Below are 15,483 nucleotides of genomic sequence, written 5' to 3'. Positions count from 1 at the left end.
TATACACAAAATTGTGGACAACATTAACACTTATCCACAATGAAAATTAAAGTAAATCAACTGTCAATTCAGTAAATAACTTTATTTGTGCTAAAAATTATAAAAAAAATTGTTGATAAAAACCTTATAGTTATCCACAGCGGACTGTAGTTATCAACAGATTGTGGATAAAAACATAAGAAATTGTGGATAAAAGGCGAAATTTGAGCTTGAAATATCGAAATCTGATGAATGTTAATAAAATAATACACATTTCTTAAAATGCTCTTTTAACTATGATTTTAGTAATCATTATTTTTTTTACTCTTTAACCATATTAATAATAACAGATTATCAACAAATTATCAACAGAACTTTTAAGTTCTTATCTTGTGGATAAATTTTAAATTCCTTGACTCTATTATCTAAATAACATATAATTTTAAATGAATGAAAAATAAACTGAGATTATTGTGTTTTGGTTTAGCTGGGGGTTTTTAAGTGGAGAGTTTAAAAAAGAATAAGGAATTTAAAAAAGTTTATAATAATGGTAAATCATATGTGAGTAGAAATCTAGTTCTTTATGTATTGGAAACACCGGAAAAGGATTTTAATAAATACGGTTTATCTGTTTCAAAAAAAGTTGGTAATGCTGTTGTTAGAAACAAATTGAAAAGAAGAATGAGAGAAATAATTAGAGAGTTTGAAAAAAAAGGTTTTAAAGCTTATGATATAGTATTTATCGCCCGTAATCCAGCTGTTGAGCTTGATTTTCAAGAACTTAAAAGAGATATAAAAAAGTTATATAAAAAAGCTGCTTTATTTTAAGCTATTACTTTAAAGCATTACATAGTTGTTATTAGCCTCTTTTTTAGTTAAATATTTCAAAATTTATATTCTAGCTAACTTAAATTCTCTACAAACATTAATTTTCATTTAAAGTATAATTGAGTTTTGCCTGGCTAATTGCGACTTGAATTAAATTAGGGTGATAATTATGAAAAAAATATTATTGTTTTTTATTACAATCTATCAGAAGATTATTTCTCCCTGGACTCCAAAAAGCTGCCGATTCAGGCCTACATGTTCTGAATATAGCAAAATTGCAATTAAAAAACATGGGGCTTTGAAAGGAGTTTGGATGGGATTAAAGCGTATTTTACGCTGCCATCCTTTTCATCCAGGTGGATATGATCCGGTAGAATAGGAGGAAATTAATACATGTTTGATTGGTTAATTAACGGAATGACTTATGCATTAGATTTTATTTATGGAATTGTTGGTAATTATGGTTTGGCTATTGTAATATTTACACTTATCATTAAAATAGTTCTTTATCCACTCACTGCAAAACAAACTCGTTCTATGAGAGAGATGCAGGAAATTCAACCTGAAATGAAAAAGATTCAAAATAAATATGAGGATGATAAGGAAAAACAGCAGGAAGAAATGATGAAACTTTATAAAGACCATGGAGTTAATCCAGCTGCGGGATGTTTTCCAATGATTGTTCAGATGGCTATTTTGATTCCCCTTTATAGAACTATTTTTACTTTGGGAGATCAGATGGCAAATGAAGCTTTTCTGTGGATAGGTACCATTACTCAAGGTTCTCTTGCTGAACCAGATATTGCAATAGTATTATTAAATGCAGTTGCAATGCTTGCTCAGACACATATTACACAGCAAATATCCGGAGGTGGAGAAAAGAGCAACAAGATGATGTATATGATGCCACTATTCATTGTCTTTATTGGTTTTAGATTACCTGCCGGAGTTCTAGTATACTGGTTTGTTTCTACCTTATTTACAGTAGGACAACAATATGTTTTATCTAAAGAACCCAGTAAATTTAAGGGGGCTGCCAATTAAAAATGAAAAATATAAAAATAAAAGCTAAAACTGTTGATGATGCAGTTGAAGAAGCACTTTCTAAACTTGGTGTAAAGAGAGACAATGCTAAAATCAAGATAATTGATGAGGGCAGCAAAGGCATTTTTGGTTTGATAGGAGCTAAAGATGCTGTTGTTGAAGTTGAAAAAGTTTTTAAGCCTATAGACGAAGGTAAGTTATTTTTGGAAAATTTAATAGAGAAAGCAAATTTAGAAATTGAAGTTGAGGTTGTTGATTCAGAAACCGATGAAGAACAGGTTCAATATAATTTAAAAGGGCAAAAAGAATTAGGACTTGTAATTGGGCACAGAGGTGAAACCCTTGATGCTATTCAGTATTTGACTTCCATTTATATTAATAAAGAGCTTGATGATTATTTTAGAGTTCTTGTTGATGCAGAAGGTTATAGGGATAGACGCCGTCAAACTCTGGAAAGACTGGCAGATCGACTAGCTGATAAAGCTAAAAGAAAGCAGAGAAAAGTTGTTTTAGAACCGATGCCACCTCACGAAAGACGAATTATTCATATTAAAATAAAAGAAAAAAATAATGTTAAATCCTATAGTGAAGGGCAAGAGCCTTATCGCAAGGTTATGATAGAACCACTAGATAAATAAAAAAACAACTTTTATAATAACCCAGCGGGGATATTTCTCTGCTGGGTTATATTTTTAGGAGGTCCTAGTATGGATATTTTAAGAGAAGATACTATAGCTGCTATTGCAACTCCTTTTGGCACTGGGGGCACTGGGAAAATAAGAATCAGTGGACCAGAAGCCTATGAGATCGGCGATAAAATATTTAGGTCTGTTCAGGAGGGAAAAAAAATAAAAGATGCTGAAACCTATACTGCTCATTATGGATTTATTTATGATCCAGTGGAGGAAAAAAAGATTGATGAGGTTGTAGCTATAATGATGAGAAAGCCTCGTTCTTTTACCGGTGAGAATGTATTAGAATTTGACTGTCATGGTGGAATGACCCCTCTTCGAGCTGTTTTGGAACTAGTCCTTGCCAGTGGAGCTAGACTTGCTGAGCCAGGCGAATTTTCGCAGCGAGCATTTCTTAATGGACGGATTGATTTAGCTCAGGCAGAAGCTATTATAGATATTATAAACTCGAAAACAGAAAAAAGTTTAGATATTGCAGTTGAGCAGTTAAGCGGCAAATTATCGCAAAGGGTAGATGAAATTAAAGAGATAGCAGTTGAGGTGCTCGCCCATCTTGAAGCTGCCATAGATTATCCTGAAGATGAGATAGAAGGTTTTTCTCCAGAAAAACTTGATGATAAATTTAATTATATTAAAGAAGAGATCGAAAAACTTCTGCTTAGCAGCAGACAGGGCAAAATATATAAAGAAGGATTAAAAACTGTTATTGTCGGCAAACCTAATGTTGGCAAATCAAGTCTTTTAAATTATTTTTTAGAAGAAAAAAGAGCAATTGTTACTGATATACCTGGCACTACAAGGGATGTCATTGAAGAATATGTTAATTTAAAAGGGATTCCACTTAAAATCATTGATACAGCAGGTATTAGGGAAACCGCAGATAAAGTAGAGAAGATTGGGGTTGAAAGAACCAGAAAATCAGCAGAAAAAGCTGACTTAGTTCTTTTTATGCTCGATATTAGTCAGGGTTTAACTGAAGAAGATCTCCAAATCTATAAACTAATCAAAGATAAACCTGTTATCGTAATTGTTAATAAAACAGACCTTCCTGCTCAAGAAGACAGGGATAAAATTGAGCAGGAATTTAAGGAGCACAACTTGCTCTGGATTTCTCTTCTAGAAGAAAAGGGATTAGAAGAATTGAGACAGAAAATTTTAAATGAAATTTTAGATGAAGAGCTCAGCGGTGATGATAATGTAATAATAACTAAAAGCAGACACAAAAATGCTCTGCTTAAGGCTAAAAAAGCAGTAGAAAGGGTAATTGTTTCACGTGAAACATCTATGCCTTATGATTTTTTAACAATTGATTTAAAGGATTGCCTTAATGCTCTCGGTGAAATAACCGGAGAAACGGTCGCAGATGATATAATAGATAGGATTTTTAGTGATTTTTGTCTTGGAAAATAATTAAAGCATATTAATTTCTAGAAGGGTGATAGAATGGATTTTCATAAATATCCAAAAGAATATGATGTAATAGTAATTGGAGCTGGTCATGCAGGTTGTGAAGCCTCTCTGGCACCAGCTAGAATGGGCTTTGAAACACTTACTTTAACAGTAAACTTGGATCATGTTGCCTTTATGCCCTGTAATCCATCACTGGGTGGACCAGGGAAATCACATATTGTTAGAGAAATAGATGCTTTAGGTGGAGAGATGGCCCGCAATATGGATGAGACAATGATTCAAATTAGAATGTTAAATACCAGCAAAGGGCCGGCAGTTCATGGTTTAAGAGGTCAGTCTGATAAACAGGCTTATCACCAGCGGATGAAAAGGATTTTAGAAAACCAGGACAATCTGGATTTAAAACAACAGATAGCAGAAAAGTTAGTTGTAGAAGATGATGAAATTAAAGGAGTTATTACCAAAACAGGGATATTTTTTGCTGGCAAAAAAGTAATTTTAACTACAGGAACATTTTTAAAAGGTAGAATTATCATCGGAGAGGCTAAATTTAATGCCGGTCCCAATCAGCAGTATCCTGCTAATAAATTATCAGGCAGTCTTAAAGAAGAAGGGATATCTCTGCGTAGATTTAAAACTGGAACCCCACCAAGGGTTAGCAAGCGTTCACTTGATTTCTCTAAAATGGAACCTCAGCCTGGTGAAGATGGATTAAGTTTTTCTTTCCAATCTGAACCTTTAAAAGGGGAACAGGCGATGTGTTATTTGACCTATACAACAGAAAAAACCCATAAAATTATTAATGAAAACAAGATGAGAACCCCTCTATTTAGTGGTGTTATTGAAGGTGTAGGTCCACGTTATTGCCCATCAATTGAAGATAAAGTAGTTCGTTTTCCTGATAAAGGTAGACATCAGTTATTTATTGAACCTGAGGGTGCTGATACAGATGAATACTATATTTCAGGCCTGTCAACTAGTTTACCCCATGATGTACAAATAGAAATGGCCAGGTCTATTCATGGTTTAGAGGAAGTAGAAATCATGAGACCGGGTTATGCTATAGAATATGACTGTGTTGATCCTGAGGAACTTAAACTAGATTTAGAGCTCAAAAAAATAAAAGGTTTGTATACAGCAGGTCAAATTAATGGTAGTTCAGGTTATGAAGAAGCAGCTGGACAGGGAATTGTTGCCGGGATAAATGCTGCTTTAAGTCTTCAGAATAGAGAAGCTATGATTCTTAAACGTTCTGAAGCATATATAGGAGTTTTAATTGATGATCTTGTAACAAAAGGAACACCTGAGCCTTACAGGATTATGACATCCAGGGCAGAATATCGTTTGCTTTTAAGGCAGGATAATGCAGATCAACGTTTAACACCAATTGGTAGAAAAGTTGGACTTGTTGATGACAAACGATATAAAAATTATCAAGCGAAGATAAAAGGTGTAAAAAAAGCTTTAGACTATTTAAGAGATGAAAATAATAAGATTAATCCTACAGCAGAAGTAAGAGAAAAATTAGAAGAACTTGAAAGTGGTAATCTCAGTAAACCGGTTACTTTAGAAGCTTTATTAAGAAGACCGGAGTTATCATATGAAGACCTTCGTTTTTTTGCCTCTGATTTGCCAGAAATAACAAAAGAAGTTGCTGAGCAGGTAGAAATTCAGGTTAAATATAAAGGATACATTGATCGCCAGCAGGCTCAAGTTGATCAGTTTAGAAAAATGGAAGAAAAGAAAATCCCAGAGGAATTAGATTATAGCAACTTAGAAAATTTAAGGCTTGAAGCTAGAGAAAAGCTTGCCCGAGTTAAACCTCTTTCTATCGGCCAGGCTTCAAGGATATCAGGAGTTTCTCCAGCTGATATTTCAGCCTTAATGATTTATTTAGAACAATATACACGTTCTAAAAAGGATGATAAAAATGAAGAAAAATAAAGTTGATTTTGTAGATAAATTAGAAACGGGATTAAATCAACTTGATATTTATTACAGCCAGCAGCAATTAGAGCAGCTTTGGGAATATTACTGTTTTTTTGAAACCGAAAACAAAAAATATAATTTGAGTTCTATTACTAAAGCTGAAGAAGTAATTAAAAAGCATTTTTTGGATTCTCTTGTTATTTTAAATCATCTGGATTTGACGGGAAAAAAAAGCTGGCTTGATATTGGCACAGGAGCTGGTTTTCCAGGTTTAGTTTTAAAATTATTTTTACCTGGAGATAGTTTTTATCTTCTGGATTCTTCAGCAAAAAAAATTAATTTTTTAAAGCAATTAAGCTACAAATTAGATCTACAGGGGATTAGAGCAACTCATGGCAGAGCTGAAGACCTGGCAAAGGCTGATGGCTGGCGCGCCTCTTTTGATCATGTGACTTCAAGGGCTGTTGCCTCTTTAAATATTTTGTTAGAATATACTGTCCCCTTTCTAAAATTAGGCGGAACTGCTTTTCTTTATAAAGGACCGGAATATAAAAAAGAAATTGAGGATGCAGAAAACGCCTTAGATATTTTAGGTTCTCAGATAAAAGATACTATAAAGCTTGATGTTCCAGGTCTTGAGGCAGAACGGTATCTGCTTGTGATAGAAAAGATGCAGAAAACTGCCCCTAAATATCCCCGTAGGGCTGGAATTCCAAATAAAAGACCACTTTAAATTTTTTGCTGATCAAAATAGATATTATATAATATAAATTAAAAAAGGGTTTTTGAAAAATTTCAAGAAATATATATGTTAGTAGACAGGAGGTATCAATTTATGAAAATTCCTTTTTTTAATCATGATATAAAAGGAAATAATGAAGAGATTACTCAGCTTAATATTGCAGATATCTCTGCAAACCCCTTTCAACCGCGCCGAGAATTTAAGGATTCAGAAATTCAAGAATTGGCTGATTCAATAAATAATTTTGGTTTAATTCAGCCGATTACAGTTCGCAAAAAAGATAATAAATATGAGCTGATTGCTGGTGAAAGGCGATTGCGGGCTGCTAAGAAACTGGGCAAATTGAAGATACCTGCTGTGATTAGAAAATTTAATGATCAAGAAATGGCTGAAATAGCATTAGTCGAGAATCTTCAGCGAAAAGATCTTAATTTTTTGGAAGAGGCTGTAGCTTATCAGAGGCTGCTAGAAGAATTTAATCTTAGTCAAAAAGAGCTGGCAGAGCGCTTATCTAAGGGACAGTCAACCATAGCTAATAAGCTGCGTCTTTTACAGCTTGATGACAAAATTCAAGAAATTTTAATAGAAAACAATTTAAGTGAAAGACATGGTAGAGCCCTTTTAAAAACAAATTCAGTTGAACTTCAGTTAGAAATATTAAATGAGGTAATAGATAAAGATCTGACGGTGAGGGAAAGCGAAAACTTAATTAAAGCTGCTCTCAAACCAAAAAAAGAAAAAAAGAAAAATATTAAACATCTTTCTGATGATTTGAGATTATTTGCTAATTCTTTAGAAAAAACACTTAAAGAAATAAAAAGTTCCGGCATCGAGGTCGAGATGGATCGCAACTATAATTATAATGATGATTATATAGAATATAAAATTAAACTTGCAAAAAAATAAAAAGCAAATCCAAAAGTTAAAGAGGTGGAATTATGGGGAAAAAAATAGCTATTGTCAACCAAAAAGGTGGGGTTGGCAAAAGCACAACAGCGGTCAATCTTGGGGCTGGACTGGCAGAAAACGGGCTTAAAGTACTAATTATAGATATTGATCCACAGGGAAACGCCACCAGTGGGCTGGGTATAGAAAAATCTGAAGCAGAGCATACTATTTATGATCTTTTGATCGAATCTGAGCCAGCCTCTAAAGCAATAGTTAAATCAGCCAGTAAAAATTTAGATTTAATACCTGCTAATATAGAACTTGCTGGAGCGGAAATAGAATTGGTTTCTATTATATCTCGTGAAAGCAGGTTAAAAAAGTCTTTGCTTGAAATATCCGACCATTATGATTATGTTATTATTGACTGTCCTCCTTCATTAGGCCTTTTAACTTTAAATGCTTTAACCGCTGCAGATAGTGTAATGGTACCAATTCAATGTGAATACTATGCGTTAGAAGGTTTAGGACAGCTAATGAATACCATTGAACTTGTACGTAAAAATCTTAATCCTGATTTAAGGATTGAGGGTGTTTTAATGACAATGTATGATGCCAGAACCAATTTATCTCAACAGGTTATCGAAGAAGTAAAAGATTATTTTTCTGAACTTCTATTTAAAACTATCATACCGCGCAATGTTAGATTAAGTGAAGCTCCGAGTTTTGGGCAAACTATTCTTGATTACAGTAGTAATTCTAAGGGAGCAAAGGCTTACAGAAAACTGGCAGAGGAAGTGATTTCAAGTGAGTAAAAAAAGACTAGGTAAGGGTTTAAGTGCATTAATAAATAATGACGATAACATAGATCAAAGCAGGGTTGAAGAAGTGTTCATTGATCAAATTGAAGCTAATCCATTTCAACCCCGCCGAAACTTTGATGAGGAAGCATTAAAAGAATTAGCTTCTTCTATTAAAGAAAAGGGATTGATTCAGCCAATAACCCTGAGGAAAATTAAAGCTGAAAAGTATCAAATAGTAGCTGGGGAAAGGCGCTGGCGTGCTTCAAAAATACTTGACTTAGCTAAGATACCAGCTGTGATAAGAAGTTTTGATGATCAGGAGATGCTTGAAATTGCTTTAATAGAAAATCTTCAGCGGGAGGATTTAAATCCTATCGAAGAGGCAAGAGCTTATAAAAAAATGCTTGATAATTTTGATATAACCCAGGAAGAACTTGCCCAGAGAGTTGGTAAAAATAGATCTACTGTTTCAAATATGATAAGATTGCTTAAGTTAAGCGATAAAGTTCTTAAACATTTAGAAAGAGGAACAATTACTGTTGGGCATGCAAGAGCACTGCTGGGTTTAGATATAGAAGCTCAGGGTCCTGCCTGTGAAAATATAATTATTAAGGATTTAACAGTTCGTGCAACAGAAGAATTTGTCGAAGAACTAAAAAATCCTACTCATAAAAACAAAAACAAATCTAAAACAAAAGAACTACCTAAAGAGTGGGTTGCAGCTGTAGAAAAAATAGCAGCAAGCCTTGGCAGCAATGTTAAAATAAAATCACGCAAAAAGAACAAATTATTAACCATAGAAATCGAAAGCCTAGAAAAGTTAGAAGAAATCATTGCAAAGTTAAATTAAAATGTTTCACGTGAAACACTCAAATAATAGAATAGACAGGTGGTTTGATGATTGGAACATTAGTTAATGTATTGTCTGTTTTAGCGGGCAGTACATTAGGTGTTATTTTCAGAGGTAAGTTTCCAGATAAAATTCAAAAAACCTTAATCCAGGGAATTAGTTTAGCTGTCATTTTAATTGGTTTTCAAATGGCTTTAAGTATTGAAAAATCTCCTGACATTATTCTTGTCATTTTCAGCCTGGTTATTGGAGCAGTTATCGGAGAACTCTTAGAAATAGAGAAAAGACTCAATGATTTTGGTAACACTTTAAAAGAACGCTTTGCAGCAAAAGATGCTCTTTTTGTGCAGGGCTTTGTACAGGCAAGCCTAATCTATTGTGTAGGAGCCATGGCTATAATGGGATCTATACAGGATGGTTTAAATAATGATCCCAGCATACTTTTCACTAAATCTTTGTTAGATGGAGTAACAGCAATAGCTTTTGCCGCCAGCTCAGGGATTGGAGTGGCTTTTTCAGCGATACCAATCTTAATTTATCAGGGTAGTATAACTATTTTTGCATCCTGGGCGGAAGGTTTTTTAACAGCAGATATGATTAGAATTATGACCGCAACAGGGGGCTTGTTGATTGTTGCTATTGGCTTGAATATGTTAGCTAAAACAGAAAATATCAAAACTGGTAATTTACTTCCAGCACTTGCTGTTGCAGTGATTTTAAGTTCGATCGTTTTTTAAAATTGTTTTTGCATTACAAAAAAAAATAAGATATAATAAAAACAAATAGAATACAGCGGTTGAAGGCTGGGTGAGAGACCCTAAAAAGGGCGCCGAAGGAGCAAGGGGAACTGAAACTCTCAGGCAAATAGAATCCAGCTGGACGGAACTCTGAACATTTAACAGGAGAATATAATGAACAGGGAGTCAGCTTTAGTCTGGCTCCCTGTTTTTAATTTTTTAGATAAGTTATAAGTATTTTCTTTATTAAAATTTTAAAATTTAGGAACAGGATGTCAAGAGGAGGTAGTAATATGAAGGAAACTCCACTGAATGCAATTCACAAAGAATCTGGAGCAAAAATGACTGATTTCGGTGGTTGGGAAATGCCTGTTGAGTATAGTGGAATTATTGAAGAACACCTTGCTGTCAGAAAGAGATGTGGCCTTTTTGATATTTCACACATGGGAGAACTGCTGCTCACGGGTGGTGGAGCTGAAAAATCACTTCAAAGAATTATAACAAATGATGCTCAACTGCTTGATAAGGGTAAAGTTCTTTATACACTTATCTGCAATGAAAACGGTGGTATTATTGATGATTTGGTGGTTTATAAGTTGCAAAAAAACAAGTTTTTGCTGGTAGTAAATGCTTCTAACACGGAGAAAGATTTTGATTGGATTAAAGAACACTTAGATAACGATGCTCAGATAGAGAATAGAACTGAGCACTATGCAATGCTCGCTCTGCAGGGTCCAGACTCGCAAAAGGTTTTAACTAAATTAACCGATCTTAATCTTCAAGAGATTAATTATTATCGATTTAAAGAAGGTAAGGTCGCTGGAAAAGATATGATTATTTCTAGGACCGGTTATACTGGAGAACTGGGCTACGAACTATATTTTAAAGCAGAATATGCAGAAAAAATCTGGCATGATATAATAAAAGCAGGTAAAAAGTTTGAAATACTCCCTGCTGGATTAGGAGCGCGTGATACCCTTAGGCTTGAAAAGGGATTCCCTCTTTATGGCAATGATATAGATGAAAATATTGATCCATACCAAGCTAAGTTGGGTTGGGTAGTTAAACTTGATAAAGGTGATTTTATAGGAAAAGAAAAGCTCAAAGAATTAAAAAGAAAAGGTATTAAAAGAGAACGGACAGGATTTATGATTCAGGGACGCGGGGTTGCTCGAAAAGGACATAAAATCTACTGTGAAGATCAAGAAATTGGAGAAGTGAGCAGTGGGAGTTATTCTCCTTTGTTGAAAAAGGGAATTGCTATGGGATATATAAAAAGCGATTATATTGAGCCTGGCAATAAGGTTGGAATAAAAGTAAGGAAAAGATTTATAGATGCAGAAATAGTAGAACTACCTTTTGTCTAATTACAAAACATTTATTTAGGGTTTGAATTGGCAAATATTAATAAATTTTTTTATGCTTTAGCTAAGATTAAGTCAGCAAAACTAAAAGGAGGAATAAGAATGAGTGTAAAAGAAGGTTTGTTGTATTCTGAGGAGCATGAATGGGTTAGAAAAGAAGATGGACTTCTAATTATTGGGGTTTCTGACTTTGCTCAGGAAGAATTGGGAGATATCGTTTTTGTTGAATTACCTGAAGTTGGTGAGGAATTTGAAAGTGGTGATACTTTTGGAGTGCTTGAATCTGTAAAGGCTGTTTCAGATACATTTATACCGGTTAGTGCTAAGGTTATAGAAATTAATGAAACATTATTCGATCAACCAGAACTGATCAATGATGACCCTTATGGTGAAGGCTGGTTAATTAAGGTAGAGGCAGAAGATCTTTCTGAGCTTGATGAATTATTATCTGCTGAGGAGTATGCTGATTTTCTCGAGGAGGCATAAAAATGGATTATATTTCAAATACTACAGCAGAACGGAATGAAATGCTTAAAGAAATTGGGATTGAGGCAGTTGAAGATCTTTTTAAAATGATTCCTAAAGAAATATCTTTAGATTGTGATTTAGATGTAGATTCTGGAATCTCGGAGTTAGAATTAATGGATTTAGCTAAAAAAGCTGCTGCTAAAAATAAATGTTTGGAAGAAATGACATCTTTTCTTGGTGCTGGTGCTTATGATCATTATGTTCCTTCTGTTATCGATGCTCTTATCTCTCGTTCAGAATTTTATACAGCTTATACTCCTTATCAGGCTGAGCTCAGCCAGGGAACTCTGGAAGCAATGTATGAATATCAAAGCATGATCGCTGAGTTAACAGGCATGGATATTGCTAATGCGTCAATGCTTGATGGGGGTTCTGCAGCTGCTGAAGCAGTAACGATGGGGGCCAGGATTTCTAGAAAGAAAAAAGTTCTTTTAACAGATACTATTCATCCTGCATATAAAGAGGTAATTCAATGTTATGGTAAAGGTCATCAACTTGAATTTATAGAACCCAAAAGTGATTCAGAAATAATGGATCCTGAATTAATAAAAGAAAATATAGATAAAGATACAGGGGTTTTAGTAGTACAATATCCTAATTTTTTGGGTTCTATAGAAAAAATGGAAGAAATTGCTAGGATAAAAGCGGAATACAAAAAATTGATTCTGGTAGTTATTGCTAACCCTGTTTTGCTTGGTGTACTTAAAGCTCCTGCCGAATTCGGAGCAGACATAGTTGTAGGTGAAGGCCAGGGTCTTGGTAATGGCCTAAATTATGGAGGTCCTTATCTTGGCTTTATGGCCTGTAGAGGTGATAGGAAGATGTTGAGACAGCTACCTGGTAGAATCGTTGGGAAAACTACTGATGTAGATGGTAAAGAAGGTTTTGTTTTAACATTACAAACTCGAGAACAACATATAAGAAGAGGAAAAGCAACATCTAATATTTGTACAAATGAAGCTTTGAATGCTTTAATGGCTACTATCTATCTGGCTACAATGGGAAAAAAGGGATTAGCAGAGGTTGCTGAACAGTCATATCATAAGGCACATTATCTTGCCGAGAAAATAGATGAGCTGGCAGATTTTGAAGTTAGCAATAAAGATAATTTTTTCCATGAATTTGTAGTAAAAAGTTCTAAAAACATTGAGAAAATCAAGGAAAAACTTTTAGAAAAAGATATAATTGCTGGTTATGAGTTAAAAAAAGCCGGTAGAGAAGGTCTACTTGTCTGTGTAACTGAAAAGATAACTAAAGCAGATATGGATAACTTTGTGGAAAAACTGGAGGTGCTTTAAGTGAAGGAAAAACTAATTAAAGATTATAGCAGCCCCGGTAGAACAGCCTATTCATTACCTGAATTAGATGTTAAAGAAAGAGATTTCAAGACAGAACTTAACGGTTATCTGCGGGAAGACTTAGATTTACCTGAGGTAAGTGAAGTAGATGTAGTTAGACACTATACCGCTTTAAGTGAACTAAATTATGGAGTTGATTCAGGGATTTATCCCCTTGGTTCTTGTACAATGAAATATAACCCAAAACGCAATGAAGAAATTGCAAGAATTCCTGGTCTCAGTTATTTACACCCTTATCAGGATGAGGATCAAGTTCAGGGATCATTGGAAATCCTATATGATTTAAAACTTGATTTAGCAGAAATAAGTGGGATGGATGAAATAACTTTGCAACCTGCTTCTGGAGCTCACGGAGAGTTTACCTCTTTGATGATCGTACGCCATTATTTTGAAGAAAGAGATGAAAATAGAAAAAATGTAATTGTTCCTGACTCAGCTCATGGAACAAATCCTGCAACAGCTAAAATGGCTGGCTATAATGTGATAGAAATAGCTTCTAACAAAAGAGGAATGGTAGATTTAGATGCTTTAAAAGCTGCAGTTGACGAAAACACAGCTGCATTAATGCTGACAAACCCTAACACTCTAGGGATTTTCGAAGAAGATATTTTGAAAATAACTGAAATTGTCCATGATGTGGGTGGTTTAGTCTATTATGATGGAGCGAATATGAATGCCATAATGGGGTATGCTAAGCCAGGTGATATGGATTTTGACTTAATGCATTTTAATCTTCATAAAACATTTTCTACACCTCATGGAGGAGGTGGACCCGGTTCCGGTCCAGTGGGAGTTAAGGATTTTCTGGCTCCTTATTTACCAAAACCTCTTTTGAAAAAAGCTAAAGATAAATATTATTGGGATCATGACCGTGAAAGCTCAATCACTAAAGTTCAAAGTTTTTATGGTAATTATGGTGTAATGTTAAGGGCCTGGGCATATATAAAAACAGTTGGAGGCTCTGGGTTAAAAAAGACAACAGAAAATGCAGTTTTAAATGCCAATTATTTAAAAGCAAAATTAAAAGACGAATTTGAACTTCCTTATGCTGCAGACAGTTTGCATGAATTTGTTTTATCAGGCAGCAGGCAAAAAGAGCAAGGAGTTTCAACACTTAATATAGCTAAAAGATTATTAGATTATGATCAATATGCTCCAACAATATATTTCCCATTAGTAGTTAAAGAAGCACTAATGATTGAACCAACTGAAACTGAAAACATTGATACTTTAAATCGTTTTGTAGAAACATTACTGACTATTTCCCGGGAAATAAAAGAAGATCCAGAATTAGTTAAAAATGCACCGCATAATACTTCGGTGCGCAGACTTGATGAGACACAAGCTGCCAGAAATCCTGATCTCAGTTGGTAGTCAAATAACCACTTATACTTGAAATTCACGAAAATGGCCCTATTTTATTGGGGCCATTTTTGCAGTTTGACTTCTTTATGTGATATAATACTTTATTGAAGTTAAGAAAAAGTGGGTGAAAACATGAGGGAATCAGATTATATAAAAAAACTGACTGAAAAAGAGTTGCAGCAATACCAAATAATTGTTGACCTTATTGAAAAAAATAATTATAAAAAAGCTATAAATAAATTAGAAATTTTTTTAGACGAAAAACCTGATTTTGTGCCCGCTTTAAACAAAAGGGCGATTTTGCATATTTATGCTAAAGAATATGAAAAAGCTGAAAACAGATTAAAAGAAATTATAGAAATAGATAGAGATTTTCCTCCAGCTTTAACTAATCTCGGTAGTTTGGCAAAAAAAGAAGGGCAAAAAAGTCGGGCAAAAGAATTATATAAAAAAGCACTAGATATTAATCCTGATTATGGTCCAGCCTATAATAATCTGGGAGTAATTTATCGGGAAGAGGGGGATTATTCTCAATCAGTAAAATATCTTAAAAAAGCTCGCAAAAAAGGCAGCTTTAATTACAAATATGATCCAGATAAAGCCTTTTATAAAGATCCAGGCTGTATTTTTATTTTGTTTTTAGCTTTGGCAGTTGCTTTGGGTATTATTTTTTTAATATAATTAAATTCAACTTGAACTAATAAATAAAGTTGAAATAATTTAAATCATGACAGGAGGGATTGAAATTGCCAGAAGAATTTGAAGTTGGAGATAAGGTGAAATTTAAAAAATCTCACCCCTGTGGTGGTGATGTTTGGAAAATTTTAAGAGTTGGTATGGATTTCAAGTTAAAATGCCAAAAGTGTGATAGGATAATAATGCTGCCCCGTAGTAAATTCGAAAAAAGTTTTAAAAAGAAATTATAGTAAAAATATAACTGATATAATTATTTATTTAGATAGGAAGGAA

General features: G+C 34.0%; 17 protein-coding genes and 1 riboswitch. All 17 genes read left to right on the top strand.

Annotated elements, in window-relative coordinates; all coding sequences use genetic code 11:
- Positions 1–480 precede the first annotated feature (480 nt).
- The 17 genes from rnpA to HALSA_RS12145 all read left to right on the top strand — a co-directional run bounded on the left by rnpA (position 481) and on the right by HALSA_RS12145 (position 15,440).
- Entirely contained in the window at positions 481–807 is a 327-nt protein-coding gene (gene rnpA / locus HALSA_RS12225; protein ID WP_013406854.1) for a ribonuclease P protein component, read from the top strand.
- Positions 808–976: 169 nt separating this feature from the next.
- Positions 977–1,186: a membrane protein insertion efficiency factor YidD gene (gene yidD / locus HALSA_RS12220; protein WP_013406853.1), complete on the top strand. Its 210-nt coding sequence runs from the start codon at positions 977–979 to the stop codon at positions 1,184–1,186.
- Between the two features lie 14 nt (positions 1,187–1,200).
- Positions 1,201–1,851: a YidC/Oxa1 family membrane protein insertase gene (locus tag HALSA_RS12215; RefSeq protein WP_013406852.1), complete on the top strand. Its 651-nt coding sequence runs from the start codon at positions 1,201–1,203 to the stop codon at positions 1,849–1,851.
- 2 nt (positions 1,852–1,853) lie between these two features.
- The gene (gene jag / locus HALSA_RS12210) at positions 1,854–2,489 is read left to right on the top strand and encodes an RNA-binding cell elongation regulator Jag/EloR (RefSeq protein ID WP_013406851.1); all 636 of its coding nucleotides are present in this window, start codon (positions 1,854–1,856) and stop codon (positions 2,487–2,489) included.
- 69 nt (positions 2,490–2,558) lie between these two features.
- The gene (gene mnmE / locus HALSA_RS12205) at positions 2,559–3,953 is read left to right on the top strand and encodes a tRNA uridine-5-carboxymethylaminomethyl(34) synthesis GTPase MnmE (protein ID WP_013406850.1); all 1,395 of its coding nucleotides are present in this window, start codon (positions 2,559–2,561) and stop codon (positions 3,951–3,953) included.
- 33 nt (positions 3,954–3,986) lie between these two features.
- Complete coding sequence (gene mnmG, locus HALSA_RS12200) at positions 3,987–5,897, top strand: tRNA uridine-5-carboxymethylaminomethyl(34) synthesis enzyme MnmG (protein WP_013406849.1); 1,911 nt, start codon at positions 3,987–3,989, stop codon at positions 5,895–5,897.
- Complete coding sequence (rsmG, locus tag HALSA_RS12195) at positions 5,884–6,615, top strand: 16S rRNA (guanine(527)-N(7))-methyltransferase RsmG (RefSeq protein ID WP_013406848.1); 732 nt, start codon at positions 5,884–5,886, stop codon at positions 6,613–6,615. The genes mnmG and rsmG overlap by 14 nt, the downstream gene beginning before the upstream one ends.
- Before the next feature lie 102 nt (positions 6,616–6,717).
- Positions 6,718–7,530 carry a nucleoid occlusion protein gene (noc, locus tag HALSA_RS12190; protein WP_013406847.1) on the top strand — a complete coding sequence of 271 codons (813 nt, stop codon included), beginning with the start codon at positions 6,718–6,720 and terminating at the stop codon, positions 7,528–7,530.
- 32 nt (positions 7,531–7,562) lie between these two features.
- Positions 7,563–8,324, top strand: coding sequence for a ParA family protein (locus tag HALSA_RS12185; protein WP_013406846.1), 762 nt, complete (start codon positions 7,563–7,565; stop codon positions 8,322–8,324).
- The gene (locus tag HALSA_RS12180) at positions 8,317–9,162 is read left to right on the top strand and encodes a ParB/RepB/Spo0J family partition protein (protein ID WP_013406845.1); all 846 of its coding nucleotides are present in this window, start codon (positions 8,317–8,319) and stop codon (positions 9,160–9,162) included. The genes HALSA_RS12185 and HALSA_RS12180 overlap by 8 nt, the downstream gene beginning before the upstream one ends.
- A gap of 47 nt (positions 9,163–9,209) precedes the next feature.
- A complete protein-coding gene (locus HALSA_RS12175) occupies positions 9,210–9,899 on the top strand; it encodes a DUF554 domain-containing protein (RefSeq protein WP_013406844.1) in 690 nt (229 codons plus the stop codon).
- 59 nt (positions 9,900–9,958) lie between these two features.
- A riboswitch (glycine riboswitch) is annotated at positions 9,959–10,044 on the top strand.
- Between the two features lie 148 nt (positions 10,045–10,192).
- A complete protein-coding gene (gcvT, locus tag HALSA_RS12170; RefSeq protein ID WP_041595845.1) occupies positions 10,193–11,266 on the top strand; it encodes a glycine cleavage system aminomethyltransferase GcvT in 1,074 nt (357 codons plus the stop codon).
- A gap of 99 nt (positions 11,267–11,365) precedes the next feature.
- Positions 11,366–11,749 carry a glycine cleavage system protein GcvH gene (gene gcvH / locus HALSA_RS12165; protein WP_041595844.1) on the top strand — a complete coding sequence of 128 codons (384 nt, stop codon included), beginning with the start codon at positions 11,366–11,368 and terminating at the stop codon, positions 11,747–11,749.
- 2 nt (positions 11,750–11,751) lie between these two features.
- Entirely contained in the window at positions 11,752–13,089 is a 1,338-nt protein-coding gene (gene gcvPA, locus HALSA_RS12160; RefSeq protein WP_013406841.1) for an aminomethyl-transferring glycine dehydrogenase subunit GcvPA, read from the top strand.
- On the top strand, positions 13,090–14,523 hold the full coding sequence (gcvPB, locus tag HALSA_RS12155) for an aminomethyl-transferring glycine dehydrogenase subunit GcvPB (RefSeq protein ID WP_013406840.1): 1,434 nt from the start codon (positions 13,090–13,092) through the stop codon (positions 14,521–14,523).
- A 123-nt stretch (positions 14,524–14,646) separates the two neighbouring features.
- A complete protein-coding gene (locus HALSA_RS12150) occupies positions 14,647–15,195 on the top strand; it encodes a tetratricopeptide repeat protein (protein WP_013406839.1) in 549 nt (182 codons plus the stop codon).
- A gap of 65 nt (positions 15,196–15,260) precedes the next feature.
- The gene (locus HALSA_RS12145) at positions 15,261–15,440 is read left to right on the top strand and encodes a DUF951 domain-containing protein (protein WP_013406838.1); all 180 of its coding nucleotides are present in this window, start codon (positions 15,261–15,263) and stop codon (positions 15,438–15,440) included.
- Positions 15,441–15,483: the final 43 nt, after the last annotated feature.

It is taken from the genome of Halanaerobium hydrogeniformans (assembly GCF_000166415.1).
In the GTDB taxonomy this organism is placed as follows: domain Bacteria; phylum Bacillota; class Halanaerobiia; order Halanaerobiales; family Halanaerobiaceae; genus Halanaerobium; species Halanaerobium hydrogeniformans.
The sequence above is the reverse complement of the archived record's forward strand: the minus strand, read 5'-3'. Positions and strand labels throughout refer to the sequence as shown.

Coding starts and splice junctions, on each gene's coding strand:
- yidD (WP_013406853.1), top strand. CDS start 977: ATGAAAAAAATATTATTGTTTTTTATTACAATCTATCAGAAGATTATT.
- HALSA_RS12215 (WP_013406852.1), top strand. CDS start 1,201: ATGTTTGATTGGTTAATTAACGGAATGACTTATGCATTAGATTTTATT.
- jag (WP_013406851.1), top strand. CDS start 1,854: ATGAAAAATATAAAAATAAAAGCTAAAACTGTTGATGATGCAGTTGAA.
- mnmE (WP_013406850.1), top strand. CDS start 2,559: ATGGATATTTTAAGAGAAGATACTATAGCTGCTATTGCAACTCCTTTT.
- mnmG (WP_013406849.1), top strand. CDS start 3,987: ATGGATTTTCATAAATATCCAAAAGAATATGATGTAATAGTAATTGGA.
- rsmG (WP_013406848.1), top strand. CDS start 5,884: ATGAAGAAAAATAAAGTTGATTTTGTAGATAAATTAGAAACGGGATTA.
- noc (WP_013406847.1), top strand. CDS start 6,718: ATGAAAATTCCTTTTTTTAATCATGATATAAAAGGAAATAATGAAGAG.
- HALSA_RS12185 (WP_013406846.1), top strand. CDS start 7,563: ATGGGGAAAAAAATAGCTATTGTCAACCAAAAAGGTGGGGTTGGCAAA.
- HALSA_RS12175 (WP_013406844.1), top strand. CDS start 9,210: ATGATTGGAACATTAGTTAATGTATTGTCTGTTTTAGCGGGCAGTACA.
- gcvT (WP_041595845.1), top strand. CDS start 10,193: ATGAAGGAAACTCCACTGAATGCAATTCACAAAGAATCTGGAGCAAAA.
- gcvH (WP_041595844.1), top strand. CDS start 11,366: ATGAGTGTAAAAGAAGGTTTGTTGTATTCTGAGGAGCATGAATGGGTT.
- gcvPA (WP_013406841.1), top strand. CDS start 11,752: ATGGATTATATTTCAAATACTACAGCAGAACGGAATGAAATGCTTAAA.
- HALSA_RS12150 (WP_013406839.1), top strand. CDS start 14,647: ATGAGGGAATCAGATTATATAAAAAAACTGACTGAAAAAGAGTTGCAG.